Consider the following 19,455-nt stretch of genomic DNA (forward strand, 5'->3'; position numbering starts at 1 on the left):
CAGCGCGGATGACTGATCAGCGGGTGGCGATCGTGACCGGGTCGGCCCGGGGAATCGGCGCGGCCGTCGCGCTGCGGCTCGCCAAGGACGGGAACGCGGTGGCGGTCCTCGACCTCGACGAGGGCGCCTGCGCGGGCACCGTCAAGGCGATCACCGAGGCAGGCGGCACGGCGATCGCGATCGGCTGCGACGTCAGCAAGTCGGACCAGGTGACCGCCGCCGTCGAGCGGGTGGTCGCCGAGCTGGGCGCGCCGACGGTGCTGGTGAACAACGCCGGCGTACTGCGCGACAACCTGCTGTTCAAGATGTCCGAGGACGACTGGGACACCGTGATGTCGGTGCATCTGCGCGGCAGCTTCCTGATGTCCCGCGCCTGCCAGGCGCACATGGTCGAGGCCGGCTACGGCCGGATGGTGTTCCTCTCCTCCACGTCGGCGCTGGGCAACCGCGGCCAGGCGAACTACGCGTCTGCGAAGGCCGGTCTGCAGGGCCTGGCGAAGACGCTGGCGATCGAGCTGGGCAAGTTCGGCATCACCGCGAACGCGATCGCGCCCGGGTTCATCGAGACCGACATGACCGCGGCCACCGCGGCCCGGGTCGGGGTGGACTTCGAGGAGTTCAAGAAGGCGAACGCGGCCGCGATCCCGGTGAACCGGACCGGCAAGCCGGAGGACATCGCTGCGGCGGCGTCGTTCTTCTGCAGTGAGGAGGCCGGGTTCGTCTCCGGCCAGGTCCTGTACGTTGCCGGCGGACCCCGAAACTGAGCACAGCATTGAGGGAGTTGCAGATGGCGCAGTCGTTCACCGGTGTCGACGAGGTCGTGCACGCGGTCGGCACCCAACTGGGCGAGAGCCAGTGGCTGGAGATCACCCAGGAGCAGGTGAACACCTTCGCCGACGCCACCGGCGACCACCAGTGGATCCACGTCGACGTCGAGCGCGCCAAGCAGGGCCCGTACGGCGGGACGATCGCGCACGGTTACCTCACCCTGAGCCTGATCGCGCGGTTCGGTGACGAACTGTTCTCGGTCAGCGGCGTCACCGCGAAGCTCAACTACGGCGTCAACAAGGTGCGTTTCCCGGCCCCGGTCCCGGTCGGCACCCGCGTCCGCGCGAGCGCCTCGATCTCCAACGCCGTCGAGACGCCGGCCGGCGTCCAGGTCTCCCTCAACTGGGTCATCGAACTGGAGAACTCGACCAAACCCGCCTGCGTCGCGGAGACCGTCGTACTGCTCGTCCCCTGACTCCCCCGCCCCACCCCACCCTCCCCACGTCCTCCGTGTCAGCCAGCCAGAGGGCGAGGGGGCAGGGAGAAGGTGTGGGTCAGAGCGGGCAGATGAGTACGGCGTGGGTGGCGACGCGGTCGTAGCCGAGCCACTCGTTGACCGCGATCATCGGGGCGTTGCCGTCGTAGTTGGCGGTGTAGGCGCCACGGACGCCGGCCTCGGCGGCGCGGTGGAGCGCGGCGCACTTGACCAGCTTGGCCAGCCCGCGGCCGCGATACTCCGGCATCGTCGCGGTCATCTGGGACCAGATCTTGGTGTGATCGCCGTTGCCGAGGGTGAACGCGATGATCTCGCCGTCGTACAGGGCCGCCGTACTGAGGTCGAGCACCATCGACGGCGAGTTCCAGATGCCCTCGAGCCAGTCGTCGTACGGCCGGGTGGTGATCTTGGCGTCGCCAGGTTTGGTGCGCTGGGCAACTTCGTCGGCCTCGTACAGCTTGCGCGGGTCGACCTGGTCCAGCGCGACCAGCTCCACTCCGGTCGGGGCGCCCGGGACGTCGGGTGCCTTGGGTGGGTAGATGCCTGCGTAGTGCACCTGCCGGGTCTGCCGGTAGCCCCAGCGGGCCGCCCATTCCACGGTCGACGGGTCCGCGAACACCCGCGCGGTGGTCGCTCCGGCCGCGCGCAGGTCCTCGTGGGTTGCCTCCAGCAACTTCGCACCGATCCCGCGGCCGCGGTGGTCCGGCCGGACCAGTACTCGCAGTTGCCCGTCGAGCGGATCCGACCCCGCGATCAGCGCGGTCGACGCCCAGCCCACCACCTCGCCCGCGTCCACCGCGGCGAAGGTTCCCAGTCCCAGTTCGGGCGGAGCCTGCAGCCTGCGGGTCAACGCCGTCCGCGTGACCACCAAGTACGGTGCGAGGGCATCGTGCAACGCGATCGCCCCTTCGACATCCCCCGTTTCGGCAGCCCTGATCTCCATGCGAACTCCTTCAGCGAAGTTCTCCGGAACATAACCCGCAATCAGGTGCAGACCGGATACAGACCCGATTACAGCTGTGTCTCAGCCGTTTCGTTCCGGGGACCGAGCACCAATCGCGCGCCCGTCACGTCGAACGTCATCCTGTACCGCTCCAGGTACCCTGCCCCAACCAGCCCGTCGTGAACGATGTCCTGAAACTGAACCCTGGGTGACGATTGAGCGGTTTCAGGCGCACCCGCCAGGTGCACGCTGCCCGGAATCGTCACCCAGTGCCGCGTCCACTCGTAGCCGGTCTCGTCGGTCCCGGTCCGCGTCGTCAGCCCCGGGGTCTCGAGACCCACACCGCAGTCGGCCATGAACCGGGTGTCGAGGATCAGGCTGTCCGACCCGGTGTCCACTTCGACGCAGATCTCGCGCCCACTCGGCAACACCAGTTGGGTGAACGGATCCACCGACACCGAGTCCCGCCGTACGTCGAGCGGAACGTCGGGACCGTCAGCGTGGAAGCTCTCCCGCGGTCGCACGGTCAGCGTCATCGCGTCCGGATCCGTGGTGACCGTGTAGTTCTCGAAGAAGCCAGGACCGAGGATCCCGGCGAAACCGTTCGGATCGTCCGCATCCCCGAGGTCGGCGACACCGGCGACATGCCCGTCGACGGAGTAGTCACCAAGCGCGAGCATCGGCAGCCGGACGAGCGGCGCCTCCACCTCTTGGCCCGACATCCGCCGCCCGGTGTACGTCTGGCCGGTCGGCTGAACGTCGGCGCGACTTGCGATGGCCGAGGCAACGACCGTGATTCCGATGCCGGTGTCAACGAGGAAGCGGTACTCCGCATCACCGAGCCGCACGCGTACCCGGACCAGGTGCTGCACCCGGTCGAAGCTGATGGTTGTCATCTATTCGGAGAGGGTGCGCAGGAGGCCGTACTCCGTCTGGACGCGTTGGTAGCCGAGCCAGTTGTTGATGGCCAGCATCGGGCCGTTCTCGTCGTCGTTCGAGGTGTAGGCGGCGGTGATGCCGGCGTCGGCGGCGCGACGGAGCGCGACCGACTTGACCAGCTTGGCCAGACCGCGACCCCGGTGCGCCGGGACGGTCCCGGTCATACCTGACCAGGCACGATCACCGGCTGTCTCGATCACGGTGAACGCCGCCATCTCGTCACCCGCCATCGCGGCCACACTCAGCGACTTGTCCAGGGCCGGGCCGTTCCAGATCTCGTCGAGCCACTCGTCGTAGCCGACGGCATCGATCGGCGAATCACTCGGCTCGTCCAGCGACGCGACCGTGTCGGCGGTGTAGACCTGGAGCGGATCGACCTGGTCGAACGTCACGAGTTCGATGCCGTTCGGAGTCGGCGGCTGCGCAGGGAGCTTCCGCGGGTCGACGCCGGAGTAGTGCATCAGCCGCGTCCCGTCGTACCCGAGGTTGCGGGCGAACTCGAGGCCGTCGGGATGGACGAACGCCCGCACCCGCACAGCGCCTACTTCACTCAGGTGCTGATGCAGCCGCTCGGCCAGCGCACTGCCGATGCCCTGCTTGCGATGGTCCGGGTGGACGTAGATGGACAGATGGCTCTGGCCCGGACTGCTGGTCCAGACGTTCAGACCGGCTGATCCCCAGGCGACCAGCTCACCGCCGGACTCGGCGACCAGCGCCAGGAACCGCTCGCCCGGCGCCTGCACAGTGATCATGTGCCGCGTCGCGGCCGGCGACATGATCTTGTACGAGTAGACCGCACGTCGTACCTCAGCCACGGCGTCGGCGTCGTCGCCAACGGCCTGCCGGATCACCACCGGTGTCGTCATGCCCGGACCATAACCAGCCACCCTCCGCGTCGCCACGGAATAACGGGCGAACAGCAACGTGATCGCAACAGGTGCGCGCTCCGGACGATTCGGTGGTGGAACGCCGGGGCATTAGAGTTGCCCGGTGCTGTCGGACTGATCGCCCCGACCGCCGGAAGTGCCATCGTGCTGGGACACGACGGGGTCACCGGCGGCGGGGAGTCCGAATCCTCTTGACACCCCCCGGGTGCGTCAGGGGTAAATAGCACCTATGGAGATTACCGATGGCGCTTCCGCAGCCCGGGTCCTGGCCGGGCTGATGGTGTCCGACGGACCCCGGCCGGAGTACGCGGAGGCCTTCGCCCCGTTCGCCCCACTGATCGGCAGCTGGGACCTCGACGTCGCCTGGTACGACGAGACCGGTGCGGTCACCCGGTCGACCAAGGGCGAGTGGCACTTCGCCTGGGCCCTCGACGGCCGCGCGGTCGCCGACATCTGGATCACGCCGAGCCGGGCCGCCAGGTCGGTCGACGGCGACGGCGAGTGGGGTCTGTCGATCCGCATCCACGACCCCGAGCTGAACGCGTTCCGCTCCACCTGGATGGGCCCGAAGGCCGCGTTCGTGATGCCGTTCGTCGCGCACGCGACCGAGGACACCATCACGCTCGAGTCCCAGACCGCCAAGACCCGCTGGGCCTTCACCGGCATCACCGAGACCGGCTTCCACTGGCGCAACGAGGATGAAGGTGCCGACGGCAACTTCATCCTCCGCCAGACCTTCGTGGCCAGACGTCAGCCGTAGGTCGCGACCGCAGCGGTCGCCAGCTCCAGCAGCCTGGTCCGCATCTCGACCGGCTCGACCACTTCGACGTCGCTTCCGAACGCGAGCAGTAGGCCGGATGCGGCCTCACGGACACGGAAGTGCAGAGCGAGGTGCGGCCACTCGTCCTCCGCGGGCACTTCGCGGATCCTCGTCCCCTTGGCCACCATCGGCGTGGCGATCCGCCGGATCACCTCGACGCGCTCCGGGTGAACCCGCACCTCCACCTCGACGCCGACCGGAGCGTGCTGCTCGAGCCCGGACCGCAGCCGCTCCCACTCCGCCCGCACATCCAGTCCGTCCGGTCGCTCAGCGGCCTCCTCGAGGATGTCGGCCTCCTCGACCCGGGACACGCGATACATCCGCGCCGCACCACGATGCGCCGCGACGAGATACCACCGCCCGGCCTGCTCGACCAGCCCCCACGGATCGACGGTACGGCGTTGATGCCCTTCACTCGCCGACGCGTACTGCAGTCGCACCCGTCTCCGCGTCACCACCGCTTGCCGTAGTACCGGCAGAGCCCCGGTGTCCTCGGCCTCCGCGAACCAGCGGCGCCGATCGACCACGATCGCACCCGACAACGCATCAGCGTCGTCCTGCAACTCCAGCGGCAGGGTCGCCGACAGCTTCCCCATCGCGGACTGCAACGCATCGCGCAAGCCGAGCTCGTCGGACAGTGCCGACCGCCCCGACCATGCGAACAACGCCTGCGCCTCCCGCGGCGTCAGCCCGCTGACGTCAGCCCGATACCCCGGCAGCAGCACGCACCCACCGTTGCGCCCACGCTCGGTATAGACGGGTACGCCGGCCGCCGACAACGCCTCCATGTCGCGCATCACCGTCCGCGTCGACACCTCCAGCCGCTCGGCCAACTCCCGCGCACTCAACCGCGCATGCCGCTGCAACAGCAGGATGATCTGCAACAACCGGTCGGCTCGCACGGGTTCAGAATATGCGACAGAAGATGTCGCATATACCCCGCGAGGCGCACCCTGCTCGGCAGCCCTAGCCGACGATCCCGCCGTTGAGGGTGAGGCCGCCGTCGATCGTGATCGTCTGACCGGTGATCCACGACGACTCGTCCGACAGCAGGAACCACACCAGCGAAGCGACGTCCTCCGGCGTACCCAAGCGGCGCAACGGGTACGTCGAGGCGACCTTGTCCTCACGGCCTTCGTAGAGGGCTCCGGCGAACTTGGTCTTCACCACCGCCGGAGCCACCGCGTTGACCCGGATCTCCGGTGCCAACTCGAGGGCCAGCTCGGCGGTCACCCGCGACACCATCGCCTTGGTCGCGCCGTACCAGCCGATGCCCGGCGACGGCGCCAGACCGGCCACCGAGGACAGGTTGACCACGGCGCCGCCGTGCGCCCGCATCCACGCGTCCCGGCATGCCTTCACCCAGGCGATCGTCGCCAGCACGTTGGTGTCGACCATCTTGGCCGCGACGGCCTGGTCGACGTCGAGCAGCTTGCCGTAGATCGGGTTGATGCCGGTGTTGTTCACCAGCAGATCGACCGACCCGTACGTCGCCACCGCCGCGGCCACCACAGTCGCCCGATGCTCGGGATCCGCGGCCTTCCCGGCGACCGCAAGCGCGTGCTCACGTCCGCCCAGGGACTCGACCGCCTGGTCGAGCGTCTCCTGGGTGCGACCGGTAATGACGACACGCGCTCCATCGGCCACCAAGCGATGCGCGACTGCCAGCCCGATCCCCCGGGACGCCCCGGTGACGATCGCCGTACGGTTCTCCAGACCCATCAGCTGAGGCGCTCCAGGACGACCGCCATGCCCTGGCCGCCGCCGACGCACATGGTCTCCAGGCCGAACTGCTTGTCCTCGAACTGCAGCCCGTTCACGAGCGTGGTCATGATCCGCGCACCGGTCGAGCCGAACGGATGCCCGAGCGCGATCGCGCCGCCGTGCACGTTCAGCCTGTCCTCGTCGATCCCGAGCTCACGCGCCGAGCCGATCACCTGGACCGCGAACGCTTCGTTGATCTCGACCAGGTCGATGTCGTTGATGCTCATGCCGGCCCGGGCCAGCGCCTGCTTCGACGCCTCCACCGGACCGAGCCCCATGATCTCCGGCGACAGACCGCTCACGCCGGTCGACACGATCCGCGCCAGCGGGGTCAGGCCGAGCTCACGGGCCTTGGTGTCGCTCATGATCACGACCGCGGCTGCGCCATCGTTCAGCGGGCAACAGTTGCCGGCCGTGACCGTGCCGTTCGGCCGGAACACCGGCTTGAGGCCACCGACACCTTCCAGCGTCGTCCCCGCCCGCGGTCCGTCGTCCTTGCTCACCACGGTCCCGTCGGGCAGCGTCACCGGGACGATCTCGCGCTCGAAGAAGCCGTTGCCGATCGCCTTCTCGGCCAGGTTCTGCGAGCGAACGCCGAACGCGTCCTGCTCGGCGCGGGTGATGCCCCTGAGCGTCGCCACGTTCTCCGCGGTCTGGCCCATCGCGATGTAGACGTCCGGGATCTGCCCGTCCTCGCGCGGGTCGTGCCAGGTGTCGTTGGTCTCGGCGTACTTCTCCGTCCGCTGCACCGCGTCGGTGAAGACCGGGTTGAACGAACTCGGGTCGCCGACCCCGGCCGAGCCGAAGTTCTTGTACCGCGACACGCACTCGACGCCGGCGCTGACGAAGATGTCGCCCTCACCGGACTTGATCGCGTGGAAGGCCATCCGCGCGGTCTGTGTCGACGAGGCGCAGAACCGGTTGACCGTCGTCGCCGGCGTGTTGTCCCAGCCGAGCTGGATCGCGACCCGGCGGGCCATGTTGCCGCCGTGCTCGTCGTGCGGCTCCGCACACCCGAGCGCCAGGTCCTCGATCTGGTCCCCGGTCAGCCCGGCCTTGCCGACCGCCGCCTGGATCATCTGTACGGCGAGGTCGTCCGGCCGGATCGTGGTCATCGATCCCTTGTACGCGCGGCCGATCGGCGAGCGGGCCGTGGACACGATCACTGCTTCAGGCATTCCGGGTCCCTCCTAGAGGCCGAGGTCGCGGCCGATGAGTTCTTTCATGATCTCGTTCGAGCCGGCCCAGATCTTCGTCACCCGGGCGTCCCGCCAGGCGCGGGCGACGCGGTACTCGTTCATGTAGCCGTAGCCGCCATGCAGTTGCACACAGGCGTCCAGGATCTCGTTCTGTACGTGCGCACTCCACCACTTGACCTTGGCCGCGTCCACCGCAGACAGCCGGTCCTCGTCGTGCGCGACGATCGCGTTGTCGACGTACGCCTGGGTGACCTCGGCCTTGGTGACGAGTTCGGCGACCAGGAACTTGTTGTACTGGAACGAGCCGACCGGCTGGCCGAACGCCTTGCGCTGCTTCACGTAGTCGATCGTCTCGGCCAGGATCTGGGTGGCCTGCGCGATGTTCGACACCGCGGCGCCGACCCGCTCCTGGGCCAGCCGCTCCATCATGTGGATGAAGCCGCGGTCGACCTCGCCGAGCACGTTGTCGTCGCCGACGAACACATCAGAGAAGAACAGTTCCGACGTACCGGACTCGGTCTGACCGACCTTGTCCAGCTTGCGGCCGCGGGCGAAGCCCTCCATGCCCTCCTCGATCACGAACAGCGTGATGCCCTTCGCGCCCTTGGAGGGATCGGTGCGCGCCGCCAGGATGACCAGGTCGGCCATGTCGCCGTTGGTGATGAAGGTCTTCGACCCGTTCACCACCCAGCCGCCGTCGGCCTTCTTCGCGCTCGTCTTCAGAGCGGCCAGGTCGGAGCCGCCGGACGGCTCGGTCATCGCGATCGCGGCGACGTACTCACCGGAGCAGAACTTCGGCAGCCACCGCTGCTTCTGCTCCTCGGTGCCCAGATCGACGATGTACGGCGCGCAGCAGTCGAAGTGGATGCCGAAGCAACTCGACAGCGACGCGGAGACCTTGGACACTTCTTCGGCGAACACCGCGTTGAAGCGGTAGTCGCCGACGCTCGAACCGCCGTACTCCTCCGGCACGTCGAGGCCGAGGAAGCCCTGCTTGCCGGCCTCCAGCCAGGCGGCCCGGTCGACCGTCTTCTCCTCGAGGAACTGCTCCATCCGCGGCACCAGTGAACGGTCGCAGTACTCCTTCGCACTGGCCCGGAAAGCGTGGTGATCCTCGTTGAAGATGACGCGCTCCATCTGGCCTCCCCGAGGTGTGAGATTGGTGCCTAAGCGCTTGCTTAGCTTCACGCGTTCGGTGCATGGTGTCAACGTGTCCGCAGTCACCAGTCCCCTGGTTTGGGAGCATGTCCAGCCGGCCGCCGCACGCCGGCTGCTGACCGGCGCCGTCGACGCCTTCGCCGAGCGCGGGTTCCAGGCGACCACCACGCGCGACATCGCCTCCCGCGCAGGGATGAGTCCGGCCGCGCTCTACGTGCACTACCCGTCCAAGGAGCGCCTGCTCTTCGAGATCAGCCTCTACGGCCACAACGCGGCGTTGGAGGTACTGCGTTCCGCCGACACCGGCTCGACCCCCACAGACCGCCTCCGCTCACTTGTCTCCGCCTTCACGGCGTGGCACGCGCAGCATCACACCATCGCCCGCGTCGTGCAGTACGAGCTGGCCGCGCTGTCGCCCGAGCACCTCGCCGAGGTCGCGACCATCCGCCGGGCCATCTCCACGCAGATCGAGCAGGTCCTGGCCGACGGCGTACACGACGGCTCGTTCGCGGTGACGGACCTGCCGGGCACGACACTCGCCGTACTCTCGCTGTCCATCGACGTTGCCCGCTGGTACACGCCACACCGAGGAGACCCCGAGGCGTTGGGCAAGCTGTACGCCGACCTCGCACACCGGATGGTCGGCGCCTAGGTCTTGGCACAGAAAGACCCCGCACCCACCTGGTGCGGGGTCTTTCTCACGCTATGTCGGCCAAGGTCAGGCCTGCAGAGCCGCCTGGACGTCCAGGTGGATGTCGACCTTGTCACCGATCAGGAGCTTGCCACCCTCGAGCGGCACGTTGAAGTCGATGCCCCAGTCCTTACGGCTGATCGAGGTCGAGGCCTCGAAGCCGATGATCGTCTGGCCGTAGGCGTTCTGGTCCACGCCGAGGAACTCGACCTCGAACTCGATCGGCTTGGTCACGTTCTTGATCGTCAGCTCGCCGGCCAGGATGTAGTCGTCACCCTCGGGCTTGAAGGCGGTGCTGGCGAAGGTCATCTTCGGGCTGTTCTCGGCGTCGAAGAAGTCGCCGGAGCGCAGGTGCCCGTCGCGCTGCTCGCTGCGGGTGTGCACGGACGCCAGCTCGACGGTGACGCCGGCGGTCGACTCCTCCAGTGAGTCCTTCACGACGATCTCGCCGGCGAACTCCTGGAAGGTGCCGCGGACCTTGGTCATCAGGTGGCGGACGGTGAAGCCGATCTCGCTGTGCGCGGTGTCGAGGGCGTAGGTGCCGGCGACCAGGCCGGGGATGCTGCTGGTCGGGGTCGTGCCGGCATTGATGGTCTCGCTCATGGGTTCCTCTCGAAGGGGGCGTACTGGTCGGGGGCGACGCAGCCCAATGGTTCAAACTTCAACATCTTGCTGCGACAGTAGACAGTAACGGTTTAAAAGTCAACTACATTCCCGGTACACTGATCCCGTGACGACGACGACTGAGACCCGGTGGCTCGACGCCGAACAGCAGGTGGCGTGGCGTGCGTACCTGCTGGGGACCGCACGCCTGATGGCCAAACTGGACGACGACCTGCGTCAGTTCGGCCTGGGTATCAACGACTACGAGATCCTGGTCCGGCTCTCCGAGGCGCCCGACCGGCGGCTGCGGATGGCCGACCTGGCCGACCGGCTGCACCAGAGCCGCTCCCGCCTGACCCACACCGTGGGCCGGCTGGAGACCGCCGAACTGGTCCGCCGTACGTCCTGCACCAGCGACAAGCGCGGCGTCTGGGCCGAGCTGACCGAGGCCGGTCTCCAGTTGCTGGAGCAGGCCGCGCCGTACCACGTCGAGGGCGTCCGGGAGAACCTGGTCGACCTGGCCAGCACCGAGGACTTCGCGGCGATCGGCCGCGTCTTCGACGCCGTGTCGGAGCACATCGGCCAGCGCTGACCCGCTGACAATCGCCGGCCCGATCGCTTCGGGCCGGCTTCTCAGCGTGCTGCCGCGCTGATCTCCAGGGCCAGTTCGTCACGGTCTGCCCCGCGGTAGGCGAGCATCGAGTCACGCATCCGCCGCTTCACCGGCGGCAGGTGGTTGACCGTCCGCATCGCTGTGCGCATCCCCGCCAGCGCCAGCCGGCCGATCACCGGCTTGTAGACCGGGTCGTCGGAGGTCATCTGCGCCCGAGACTTCAGTACGGCGTCGAAGCCGTACTCGATCATCTTCGCCTCGTACGCCCGTACCGCCGGGATCAGTTCCTCGCGACTGTCACGCACCTCGATCAGCTGCCGGCACAGGTTCACCGCGTCACGCAGTGCGGTGTTCGCGCCGACGCCGCGACCTGGCGTCATCGTGTGGATCGCGTCGCCGAGCAGCGTCACGTTCGACGTCCGCCACAGCTCGAGCGGGACCGAGGTCCAGATGTTCACCGGGAAGCAGGTGCCGGGATCGGCAAGCTCGAACAACCGCCGCAGATTCGGATGCCAGTCCGGGGTGAGGCGGAGCGCGACGTCGATCAGCTCCTGTCCTCGCAACTCCATGATGTTGTCGGGCATCGTCTCCCTGGTCGCCGACAGACCCCAGTTGATGTAGTCGCGGGTGTTGTCGAACTGCAGCCCGGGCCAGCGCCGGATCAACTCCTCGGTGTTGTCGCCGATCCCGCGCTTCACGATGCCGTCGCGGTCCCACTGGAACTCCATCACATGCAGGATGCAGGCCAGCCCATGCGGCGCATTGACCATCGAGATGCCCTCGAACACCTTCGGCGGCACCAGCTTCGCACTCTCCGCGGTGATCGGCAGCTTCCCCGCGATCGCGATGATGCCCGTCTCCTCGGTCTTCGCGTGCGGCAGGTACTGGCGTCGTACCCGCGAGCCCGAGCCGTCGGCGGCGACCAGCAGGTCACCGGTCGCCTGAGTGCCATCCGCGAAGTACGCCGTCACCTGGTCGCCGTGCTGCTCGAAGCGGGTGAACTCCTTGCCGAACTCGACCACGTCGTCCAGACCGGTCAGCAGCACCTGCCGCAGGGTCATCCGGCTGATCGACTTCTCACTCTCGACCGGGTCGGTCGACTCCGGCAGGTCGAACGACAGGACCTCCTTCAGGTCCTCGGTGAGCATGTTGAAGTACTTCGGGTCCCGCGCCTTGGTCGCCACGAACGTGTCGTACAGATCCGCCGGCAGCAACGCGTGCAGCGCCCGGCTGCCGTCCGGGTCGATCCCGACCCGGTAGCCGTGCAGGCCGTCGGTCCGGAGCGCGTCCCGCTCGAACACGGTCACGCCGATGCCGGCCCGCTTCAGCCCGTGCGCCAGCGCCAGCCCGCCGGTCCCTCCACCGATCACCAGCACCTTCATCGCTCTCTCCTTATCTCGGTTCTTCAAGTATCTCGTGAATTCGAGTATCTTGGAGATCCGAGAGAAATGCAACCCCTATGCTGAGGTGGCCATGACCAGTGCCAGAGAAGAGCTCGCCGGCGAGATCCAGGAGCGGATGATCCACCTGATCGCGAGCGTCGTGCTGTTCAACCACGCGGTCTCCGCGAAGGTCGGCCTCGGCGCCAGCGACTCGCAGTTCATGACGCTGCTGCAGACCTACGGACCGCTGACGCCACGGGAGCTCGCCGAGCACACCGGCCTCACCTCGGGCACGGTGACCGGCGTCATCGACCGGCTCGAGGCACACGGCTTCGTCACCCGCCGACCGGATCCTGGGGATCGCCGCAAGGTCGTGGTCACGCCGTCGATGGAGGCGATCCAGGAGAAGCTCGTCCCGCTGTACGCCGAGCAGGCCGAGCGCATGCACGCGGTCCTCGCGTCGCGAAGCAACGACGAACTGCGGACCATCTCCGCCTTCCTCGCGGACGCGGTCGGCAACTCGCAGCCGGTCAAGGATGTTTTAGCCGATAGCTAAAGCCTTTGATGCCACTGCAGCGCACCCCGGAGAATCTCGTCGCGTGACGGACATCCACGAAGACGGCCGGGCCGGCATCGACGCGGCGCTCGTACGGCGACTGATCGCGACGCAGTTCCCGCAGTGGGCCGGCCTGGCGGTGACGCCGGTCAAGGTCGACGGCTGGGACAACCGGACGTACCGGCTCGGCGAGGATCTGACCGCGCGCCTGCCGACGCACGAGAGCTACACGGCCGCTGTGCACAAGGAGCACGAGTGGTTGCCGAAGCTGGCTCCGGTCCTGCCCGTGCCGATCCCCGAGGCGGTCGCCAAGGGCTCACCGGGCGAGGGGTATCCGTACCACTGGGCCATCCGGCGATGGCTGAACGGCGCGACCGCGTCGTACGAGACCGTTGCCGATCTCAACGAATTCGCGCGGTCGATCGCGGGGTTCATCCTCGCGTTGCAGGGCGCGGACGCCACGGGCGGTCCGGCAGCGGGCGCGCACAGCTTCTACCGCGGTGCGCCGCCGGAGTACTACCACGACGAGACTGTCGAGGCGCTCGGCGTACTGAAGGGACGGATCGACACCGACCTGGCCCGCGAGGTCTGGGATGCGGCGCTGGCGGCGTCCTGGGACCGGCCGCCGGTGTGGTTCCACGGCGACATCGCGAGCGGAAACCTGCTGGTGCAGGATGGCCGGCTGTCTGCCGTCATCGACTTCGGCACCTCAGGCGTTGGCGACCCGGCGTGCGACCTGGTGATCGCGTACACGTTCTTCTCCGGCGAGTCCCGCGTCGCCTTCCGGGAGGCCGTCGGGCAGGACGCCGGGACCTGGGCGCGCGCCCGTGGCTGGGCGCTCTGGAAGGCCCTCATCACGACGGACCTTCCAGTCGTCGAACGCGTTCTGGCGGACTATCAGGCCGGCTAGACGAAGGCCGTCACACCTTCGTACTCCGCGAGTGGCGCGGCCCCGATGGCGTCGTACTGCAGGATCACCAGGCCGCTCGGCGTCACTTCGTGCTCGGTGATCTGGAGGCCGGTCGGCGCACTCGGGTGGTTGAGCAGCCGGCGCCCGGAGCCGATCACGGTCGGGGCGACGACGAGCCGGAGTGTGTCGACGAGACCCGCTGCCAGCAGTGCGTTACCGAGGCGGGCGCTCCCGTGGATCTGGAGTTCCCGTCCTGGCCGGGCTTTGAGTTCGCCGACGGTCTGGACGGGATCACCGCGGAGCACGGTCGTCGGGTGCCAGGCGCCTTCGGCGAGGGTGCTGGTGACGACGTACTTCGGCAACGCGTTCATCCGCACGGTGAACGGGTCGTCCGGGTCGGTGATCTGCGGCCAGTCACGGGCGAACGCCTCGTACGTCCGGCGGCCGAGCAGCAGTCCGTCGGCGAGATCCAGCCAGTCCGACGTACGCCGTACGAAGGCCTCATCCAGGTACGGCACGAGCCAGCCGCCACGGGTGAAGCCGTCGCTGGTGTCCTCGGTCGACGAGCCAGGACCTTGGCTGACCCCGTCGAGGGTGACAAACTCCGTGAGTACGAGCTTCATCGGGCGGCCTCGTGCTCGGCGAGGGTGGCGAGTTGTTTGGTGACCGTGCCCCAGCCTTCGGCGAAGCCGAGCTCCTGATGGCGGGCACGGGCCGCCGCGTCGCCGTGGCGGACGAGGACCCGGTAGTCGGTGCCGTCCTGGTGCTCCGCCAATGTGATCTCGGCCGTCATCAGGACCGGCGCAGGTTGTGCGGGGCGCCAGGAGCTGTCGAGCGCGGTCGTGAACACGATTCGCTCGAGCTCGTCGACGACCACGAAGCAGGCGTCCAGATGTGGACCGAACTCGGTGCCGTCACCGCTCAGCTGCGTCACCAGCGCACCGCCGGGACGCGGCTCCAGTCGCTCCACCCGGCACACGGCCGGCGCCGGAACCCACCACTTCTCGAAGCGGGACGGGTCGGTCCACGCACGCCAGATGACCGCACGCGGCGCGCGGATGACGCGGTCCACCGTCAGGTCGAGATCGGGGTTCATGACTGCTCCTCCATCGGATCGGTGACGAACTGTTCGAGCCGGTCGGTACGGCCGGCCCAGATCCGGCGCTGTTCCGCGAGCCAGTCGTCGACCAGCGCGAGCCGGTCGCGGTCGAGCACGCAGGTGCGCACCCGGCCGACCTTCACCGTGCGGATCAGGCCGTTGCTCTCCAGCGTCCGGACGTGCTTCATGAACGACGGCAGGGTCATCGGGAACTCGGCGGCGAGCTCGCCCACACTCGTCGGTCCGCGGCCGAGGCGCCGGATGACGCTGCGTCGGGTCGGGTCGGCGAGCGCGACGAACACCCCGTCGACCTCCGCCGAATACTGTGCCATGCGGCTAAGTATTGTCACTACCAACACTTAGGTCAAGGGCTAAGTGTTTGAGCGCATCACTGCGCGGGCAAAGGATTGCCGTAGTGCCGCGAGCGCCTTGGCGTCTCGGCGACACCTGAGCAGAAATCCGCACCGCCCCCGGAGGCCTCTCATGACGACACGTCCAGGCTCGACTCGGTATCCGAGGTCGATGCGCCGGCGAGTGCTACTCGTTCTGGCAACGATCCTCGCTCTCTGGCCGCTCGCACCCGCGACCGCCACGACGACGGTTCCCCCCGTCGAGACGACACGCCCCGCACCCCGCGGCGCGGAGGTCGTCGCCGTCACGCAGGTCGCCGATCGGCTGGTCGACCTGTCGGTGCGGTCCCAGGCCCTCGGCGGCCGGACCGTCAACGTCCGGCTGATGACACCGGACGGGTGGAATCCCGCCGACCGCAGCCGCCACTGGCCGACGTTCTGGCTGCTGCACGGCTGCTGTGGCGACTACACCTCGTGGACGGGGACCGACATCGCCACGATCGACAGTCTGCGGAAGGTTCTCGTGGTGATGCCGGAGGCCGGCTGGAACGGCTGGTACAGCAACTGGTGGAACTACGGCGCGGGCGGCGACCCGGCGTGGGAGACGTTCCACACCGTCGAGTTGCGGCACCTGCTGGAACGCGACTGGGGCGCCGGAGCCAACCGCGTCGTGGCCGGGCTGTCCATGGGCGGCCAGGGCGCACTGCTGTACGCCGCTCGGCATCCGGGGATGTTCCGCGCGGTGGCGGCGTACTCCGGCTCCGCGCACCCGCTCCTGAACAACGAGTCCGTCAACCGGATCATGGGATTCTTCGCCGGCCAGGGCAACGACCCGCTGCGTGTCTGGGGTGATCCGGTCGCACAGCGAAGCATCTGGGCGGCGCACGACCCCTACTACCTCGCGCAACGCCTCAAGTCGCTACCGGTCTATCTGTCCTGCGGCGACGGCACGGCGGGTCCGTTCGACCCACCCGGCAAGACGGATGCGCTGGAGGCCGACTTCAACCGTCAGAACCACGCTCTCGCCGCACAACTCGACCGCGTGGGCGCGAAACACCTGACGACCAACTTCTACGGCCCGGGCACTCACGGCTGGGCCTACTGGCAGCGCGAACTCCACGCCTCTCTCCCCATGCTGCTGTCCGCCCTCCACGTCCACTGATCCCACGCAGACCAGTGCCCCACCTCGCGGACGAGGTGGGGCACTGGGTTCAGCGTTTCAGTCGCGGGTGAGCTTGCGGTACGTGACCCGGTGCGGGCGTGCAGCCTCCGGACCGAGCCGCTCCACCTTGTTGGCCTCGTACGACGCGAAGTTGCCTTCGAACCAGAACCACTGTGCCGGGTCCTGGTCGGTGCCCTCCCAGGCCAGGATGTGCGTCGCCACCCGGTCCAGGAACCACCGGTCGTGGGAGACGACCACGGCGCAGCCCGGGAACTCGAGCAGCGCGTCCTCGAGCGACTGCAGGGTCTCCACGTCCAGGTCGTTGGTCGGCTCGTCGAGCAGCAGCAGGTTGCCGCCCATCTTCAGCGTCAGCGCCAGGTTCAGCCGGTTCCGCTCACCGCCGGACAGTACGCCGGTCGGCTTCTGCTGGTCCGGGCCCTTGAAGCCGAACGAGGCGACGTACGCCCGGCTCGGCATCTCGAAGTTCGCCACCTTGATGTAGTCGAGCTCGTCGGAGACCTGCTGCCAGACCGTCTTCTTCGGGTCCAGGCCGCCGCGGGACTGGTCGACGTACGAGACCTTGACGGTGTCGCCGAGCCTCAGCGTGCCCGCGTCCGGCGTCTCCTCGCCGACGATCATCCGGAACAGCGTCGACTTGCCGACACCGTTCGGGCCGACGATGCCGACGATGCCGGCGCGCGGAAGCGAGAAGCTCAGGCCGTCGATCAGCTTGCGGTCGCCGAAGCCCTTCTCCAGCTTCGAAACCTCGAGCACCGTGCTGCCCAGCCGCGGACCCGGCGGGATGTTGATCTCGTCGATGTCCAGCTTGCGGGCGCGCTCGGCCTCGGCCGCGAGCTCCTCGTACCGCGCCAGGCGGGACTTGCTCTTGGTCTGGCGGGCCCGCGCGTTCGACCGGACCCACTCGAGCTCGCGCTCCAGGATCTTCTGCCGCTTCGCGTCCTTGCGACCCTCGACGACCAGGCGCTCCTGCTTGGTCTCGAGGTACTTCGAGTAGTTGCCCTCGTAGCCGTAGGTGCGGCCGCGGTCGAGCTCGAGGATCCATTCGGCGACGTTGTCCAGGAAGTACCGGTCGTGGGTGATCGCCAGGACGGCGCCCGGGTACTTCTGCAGGTGCTGCTCCAGCCACAGCACGGACTCGGCGTCCAGGTGGTTGGTGGGCTCGTCGAGCAGCAGCAGGTCGGGCTGCTGCAGCAGCAGCTTGCAGAGCGCGACCCGGCGGCGCTCACCGCCGGACAGCTTGTCGACGAGGGCGTCGGCCGGCGGGCAGCGCAATGCGTCCATCGCCTGCTCGAGCTGAGCGTCGACGTCCCAGGCGTTGCGATGGTCCAGCTCGGTCTGCAGGTCACCCATCTCGGCCAGCAGCGTGTCGTAGTCCGCGTCCGGGTCGGCCAGCTCGGCGGAGATCTCGTTGAAGCGGTCCAGCTTCTGCTTGGTGTCGCCGACGCCCTCCTCGACGTTCTCGAGCACCGTCTTGCCTTCGGTCAGCGGCGGCTCCTGCAGCAGGATCCCGACCGTCGCGTCCTCGGCCAGCCGGGCCTCACCGTTGGAGGGCTGGTCGAGCCCCGCCATGATCTTGAACAGCGAGGACTTACCGGTGCCGTTCGGCCCGACCACGCCGATCTTCGCGCCGGTGAGGAAGTTCAGCGTGACGTTGTCGAGAACGACCTTGTCGCCGTGCGCCTTCCGGACGTTGCGAAGCGTGTAGATGAATTCCGCCATACCCCAGAGCCTATGTGCTCGGGCCAGCCGGATCCCAATCAGCCCTGAGTTGTCCACAGATCGTCGGATCGGGTGCCGACCAGGGTCGCAACACGTGCATCTTCTCGGGTGACAGCGCATCCGGATCGGACGAGAGGTGGCGATCATGAGTTTCGGCGAGACCTATGTGACCGTGCTGGGCTGGGTCGGCAGCGAGCTGCAGTTCAAGGAGGTGGGCGGGCAGAACGCGGTGGTGTCGTTCCGGGTCGGTTCGACGCCACGGCAGTACAACCGGACCCACGACACGTACGTCGACAAACCGACGACCTGGTTCACCGTCGAGTGCTGGAGAGGCCTGGCCCAGAACGCTTTCGAGTCGGTGCAGGTCGGCCAGCCGATCATCGTCACCGGCCGGCTGCGAACCCACGAGTGGACCGACGACGCCGGCGAACCACACAGCCGGGTCATCCTCGAGGCCTTCTCTCTGGGCCACGATCTCAACCGGGGCACGACGACCTTCAGCAAGAATCCACCCCGCCCGGAAGTCTCACGCTCGGGCGCGTTCGCCTCTGTCCCGACACCTGTGGCCGCCTCGGATCCGACCGAGACGACCGCGTCGCCGTACCCGGGCGACGAGTACTCGGCCACTCCACTGCCCCTGACTGCCGCCGCCCGGGAGGCCGAGGCGGCCTGATTATCTCAGTCTTGACTTATATAAGCACCGAACGGCATTCTGGGCTCCACATCAGCCCCATCAGGAGAGGGAACACCCGTGATCGACATCCTCGAGCACATCAACGCGGTTCATCGGGAGGTCAGCCGGACCGGGGAGACGGCCACCGTGCTGATGCGTCGCTCGTACCAGGCCGAGCCGGAGGAGCTGTGGGACGCACTCACGACCCCGGAGCGGATGAAGCGCTGGTTCTGGCCGGTCACCGGCGACTTCAAGGTCGGCGGCAGCTTCCAGCTCCAGGACAACGCGGGCGGCGAGGTCCTCGAATGCGAGCCACCGAAGCGTTTCAAGGTGACGTTCGGCGGCCCGACCAGCCTCCTCGAGCTCCGTCTCATCCCGGGAGCCAACGCCTCCACCGAGCTGGAGCTGGAGCACACGGTCAGCGAACTCCCAGCACCGGGCGGCGCCGGCGCCCTGTACGTCGGCCCCGGCTGGGAAGGCGGCTTCCTCGCCCTGGCCATGTACGTCGATGGCACATTCCCCACGGACCGCAGTCCGGTGGAGGTCGCGGACGACCCGGTGATGGTGGACTTCAACGAACAGTCCGTCCGCGCCTGGATGGTCGCGGTCCGCGAGTCGGGAACGACCACCGAAAAGGACCTCTACGAAGCAGCCGAGCTGTCCATGAACCAGTTCGCCCCCGGCCGAGAGCTCTAGCCCTGC

23 protein-coding genes are annotated in these 19,455 nt (G+C 68.0%); 10 read left to right on the top strand and 13 right to left on the bottom strand.

Annotated elements, in window-relative coordinates; genetic code table 11:
• The first annotated feature begins 8 nt into the window (after positions 1 to 8).
• The gene (locus tag E0H73_RS35615; protein WP_131363958.1) at positions 9 to 764 is read left to right on the top strand and encodes an SDR family oxidoreductase; all 756 of its coding nucleotides are present in this window, start codon (positions 9 to 11) and stop codon (positions 762 to 764) included.
• 23 nt (positions 765 to 787) lie between these two features.
• Positions 788 to 1,243, top strand: a complete 456-nt coding sequence (locus E0H73_RS35620) for a MaoC family dehydratase (RefSeq protein WP_131363960.1) — start codon at positions 788 to 790, stop codon at positions 1,241 to 1,243.
• Positions 1,244 to 1,322: 79 nt separating this feature from the next.
• Here E0H73_RS35620 and E0H73_RS35625 read toward each other — a convergent pair whose 3' ends face one another.
• From E0H73_RS35625 to E0H73_RS35635, 3 genes are all read right to left on the bottom strand, one after another.
• Positions 1,323 to 2,207, bottom strand: coding sequence for a GNAT family N-acetyltransferase (locus tag E0H73_RS35625; protein WP_131363962.1), 885 nt, complete (start codon positions 2,205 to 2,207; stop codon positions 1,323 to 1,325).
• Between the two features lie 68 nt (positions 2,208 to 2,275).
• On the bottom strand, positions 2,276 to 3,103 hold the full coding sequence (locus E0H73_RS35630) for a retropepsin-like aspartic protease (RefSeq protein ID WP_131363964.1): 828 nt from the start codon (positions 3,101 to 3,103) through the stop codon (positions 2,276 to 2,278).
• The gene (locus E0H73_RS35635) at positions 3,104 to 4,012 is read right to left on the bottom strand and encodes a GNAT family N-acetyltransferase (protein WP_238164487.1); all 909 of its coding nucleotides are present in this window, start codon (positions 4,010 to 4,012) and stop codon (positions 3,104 to 3,106) included. It lies immediately after the preceding gene.
• 250 nt (positions 4,013 to 4,262) lie between these two features.
• On the opposite strand from E0H73_RS35635, the gene E0H73_RS35640 reads away from it, so the two are divergent.
• Complete coding sequence (locus E0H73_RS35640; protein WP_131363966.1) at positions 4,263 to 4,793, top strand: hypothetical protein; 531 nt, start codon at positions 4,263 to 4,265, stop codon at positions 4,791 to 4,793.
• Here E0H73_RS35640 and E0H73_RS35645 read toward each other — a convergent pair.
• From E0H73_RS35645 to E0H73_RS35660, 4 genes are all read right to left on the bottom strand, one after another.
• Complete coding sequence (locus E0H73_RS35645; RefSeq protein ID WP_131363968.1) at positions 4,784 to 5,755, bottom strand: helix-turn-helix transcriptional regulator; 972 nt, start codon at positions 5,753 to 5,755, stop codon at positions 4,784 to 4,786. The two genes, E0H73_RS35640 and E0H73_RS35645, sit on opposite strands and share 10 nt — an antisense overlap.
• Before the next feature lie 64 nt (positions 5,756 to 5,819).
• Positions 5,820 to 6,575: an SDR family oxidoreductase gene (locus E0H73_RS35650; protein ID WP_131363970.1), complete on the bottom strand. Its 756-nt coding sequence runs from the start codon at positions 6,573 to 6,575 to the stop codon at positions 5,820 to 5,822.
• The gene (locus E0H73_RS35655; RefSeq protein WP_131363972.1) at positions 6,575 to 7,795 is read right to left on the bottom strand and encodes an acetyl-CoA C-acetyltransferase; all 1,221 of its coding nucleotides are present in this window, start codon (positions 7,793 to 7,795) and stop codon (positions 6,575 to 6,577) included. Before E0H73_RS35655 ends, E0H73_RS35650 begins: the two co-directional genes overlap by 1 nt.
• 12 nt (positions 7,796 to 7,807) lie before the next feature.
• Complete coding sequence (locus E0H73_RS35660) at positions 7,808 to 8,953, bottom strand: acyl-CoA dehydrogenase family protein (protein ID WP_131363974.1); 1,146 nt, start codon at positions 8,951 to 8,953, stop codon at positions 7,808 to 7,810.
• Positions 8,954 to 9,026: 73 nt separating this feature from the next.
• On the opposite strand from E0H73_RS35660, the gene E0H73_RS35665 reads away from it, so the two are divergent.
• Complete coding sequence (locus E0H73_RS35665; protein WP_202867717.1) at positions 9,027 to 9,626, top strand: TetR/AcrR family transcriptional regulator; 600 nt, start codon at positions 9,027 to 9,029, stop codon at positions 9,624 to 9,626.
• 66 nt (positions 9,627 to 9,692) lie between these two features.
• Here E0H73_RS35665 and E0H73_RS35670 read toward each other — a convergent pair whose 3' ends face one another.
• The gene (locus E0H73_RS35670) at positions 9,693 to 10,268 is read right to left on the bottom strand and encodes a YceI family protein (protein ID WP_131363978.1); all 576 of its coding nucleotides are present in this window, start codon (positions 10,266 to 10,268) and stop codon (positions 9,693 to 9,695) included.
• A gap of 127 nt (positions 10,269 to 10,395) precedes the next feature.
• Between E0H73_RS35670 and E0H73_RS35675 the strand changes: the two genes are divergently transcribed.
• Complete coding sequence (locus tag E0H73_RS35675; protein ID WP_131363980.1) at positions 10,396 to 10,860, top strand: MarR family winged helix-turn-helix transcriptional regulator; 465 nt, start codon at positions 10,396 to 10,398, stop codon at positions 10,858 to 10,860.
• A 41-nt stretch (positions 10,861 to 10,901) separates the two neighbouring features.
• Here the strand turns inward: E0H73_RS35675 and E0H73_RS35680 are convergent, their stop codons facing one another.
• Positions 10,902 to 12,263: an FAD-dependent oxidoreductase gene (locus tag E0H73_RS35680; protein WP_131363982.1), complete on the bottom strand. Its 1,362-nt coding sequence runs from the start codon at positions 12,261 to 12,263 to the stop codon at positions 10,902 to 10,904.
• Between the two features lie 91 nt (positions 12,264 to 12,354).
• On the opposite strand from E0H73_RS35680, the gene E0H73_RS35685 reads away from it, so the two are divergent.
• Positions 12,355 to 12,819, top strand: a complete 465-nt coding sequence (locus E0H73_RS35685; RefSeq protein ID WP_202867718.1) for a MarR family winged helix-turn-helix transcriptional regulator — start codon at positions 12,355 to 12,357, stop codon at positions 12,817 to 12,819.
• Between the two features lie 43 nt (positions 12,820 to 12,862).
• The gene (locus E0H73_RS35690) at positions 12,863 to 13,729 is read left to right on the top strand and encodes an aminoglycoside phosphotransferase family protein (RefSeq protein ID WP_131363984.1); all 867 of its coding nucleotides are present in this window, start codon (positions 12,863 to 12,865) and stop codon (positions 13,727 to 13,729) included.
• Here E0H73_RS35690 and E0H73_RS35695 read toward each other — a convergent pair.
• Genes E0H73_RS35695 through E0H73_RS35705 form a run of 3 tightly spaced genes read right to left on the bottom strand, consistent with a single transcriptional unit; the run spans position 13,726 to position 15,160 of the window.
• Positions 13,726 to 14,352: a dihydrofolate reductase family protein gene (locus E0H73_RS35695; RefSeq protein WP_131363986.1), complete on the bottom strand. Its 627-nt coding sequence runs from the start codon at positions 14,350 to 14,352 to the stop codon at positions 13,726 to 13,728. The genes E0H73_RS35690 and E0H73_RS35695 overlap by 4 nt on opposite strands.
• Positions 14,349 to 14,825 carry an SRPBCC domain-containing protein gene (locus E0H73_RS35700; protein ID WP_131363988.1) on the bottom strand — a complete coding sequence of 159 codons (477 nt, stop codon included), beginning with the start codon at positions 14,823 to 14,825 and terminating at the stop codon, positions 14,349 to 14,351. The genes E0H73_RS35695 and E0H73_RS35700 overlap by 4 nt, the downstream gene beginning before the upstream one ends.
• A complete protein-coding gene (locus tag E0H73_RS35705; RefSeq protein ID WP_131363990.1) occupies positions 14,822 to 15,160 on the bottom strand; it encodes an ArsR/SmtB family transcription factor in 339 nt (112 codons plus the stop codon). Before E0H73_RS35705 ends, E0H73_RS35700 begins: the two co-directional genes overlap by 4 nt.
• A gap of 190 nt (positions 15,161 to 15,350) precedes the next feature.
• Here E0H73_RS35705 and E0H73_RS35710 point away from each other — a divergent pair, with 190 nt between their 5' ends.
• On the top strand, positions 15,351 to 16,340 hold the full coding sequence (locus E0H73_RS35710) for an alpha/beta hydrolase (RefSeq protein WP_131363992.1): 990 nt from the start codon (positions 15,351 to 15,353) through the stop codon (positions 16,338 to 16,340).
• A gap of 57 nt (positions 16,341 to 16,397) precedes the next feature.
• On the opposite strand, the gene ettA is transcribed toward E0H73_RS35710, so the two are convergent.
• Positions 16,398 to 18,080 (bottom strand): energy-dependent translational throttle protein EttA, encoded by a 1,683-nt coding sequence (gene ettA / locus E0H73_RS35715; protein ID WP_131363994.1) that lies wholly within the window; start codon positions 18,078 to 18,080, stop codon positions 16,398 to 16,400.
• Positions 18,081 to 18,225: 145 nt separating this feature from the next.
• Between ettA and E0H73_RS35720 the strand changes: the two genes are divergently transcribed.
• A complete protein-coding gene (locus E0H73_RS35720) occupies positions 18,226 to 18,753 on the top strand; it encodes a single-stranded DNA-binding protein (protein WP_131363996.1) in 528 nt (175 codons plus the stop codon).
• Positions 18,754 to 18,831: 78 nt separating this feature from the next.
• Positions 18,832 to 19,449 (top strand): SRPBCC family protein, encoded by a 618-nt coding sequence (locus E0H73_RS35725; RefSeq protein WP_165555943.1) that lies wholly within the window; start codon positions 18,832 to 18,834, stop codon positions 19,447 to 19,449.
• The last annotated feature ends 6 nt before the right edge of the window (positions 19,450 to 19,455 follow it).

This window comes from Kribbella pittospori (genome assembly GCF_004331465.1).
Classification (GTDB): Bacteria; Actinomycetota; Actinomycetes; order Propionibacteriales; family Kribbellaceae; genus Kribbella; species Kribbella pittospori.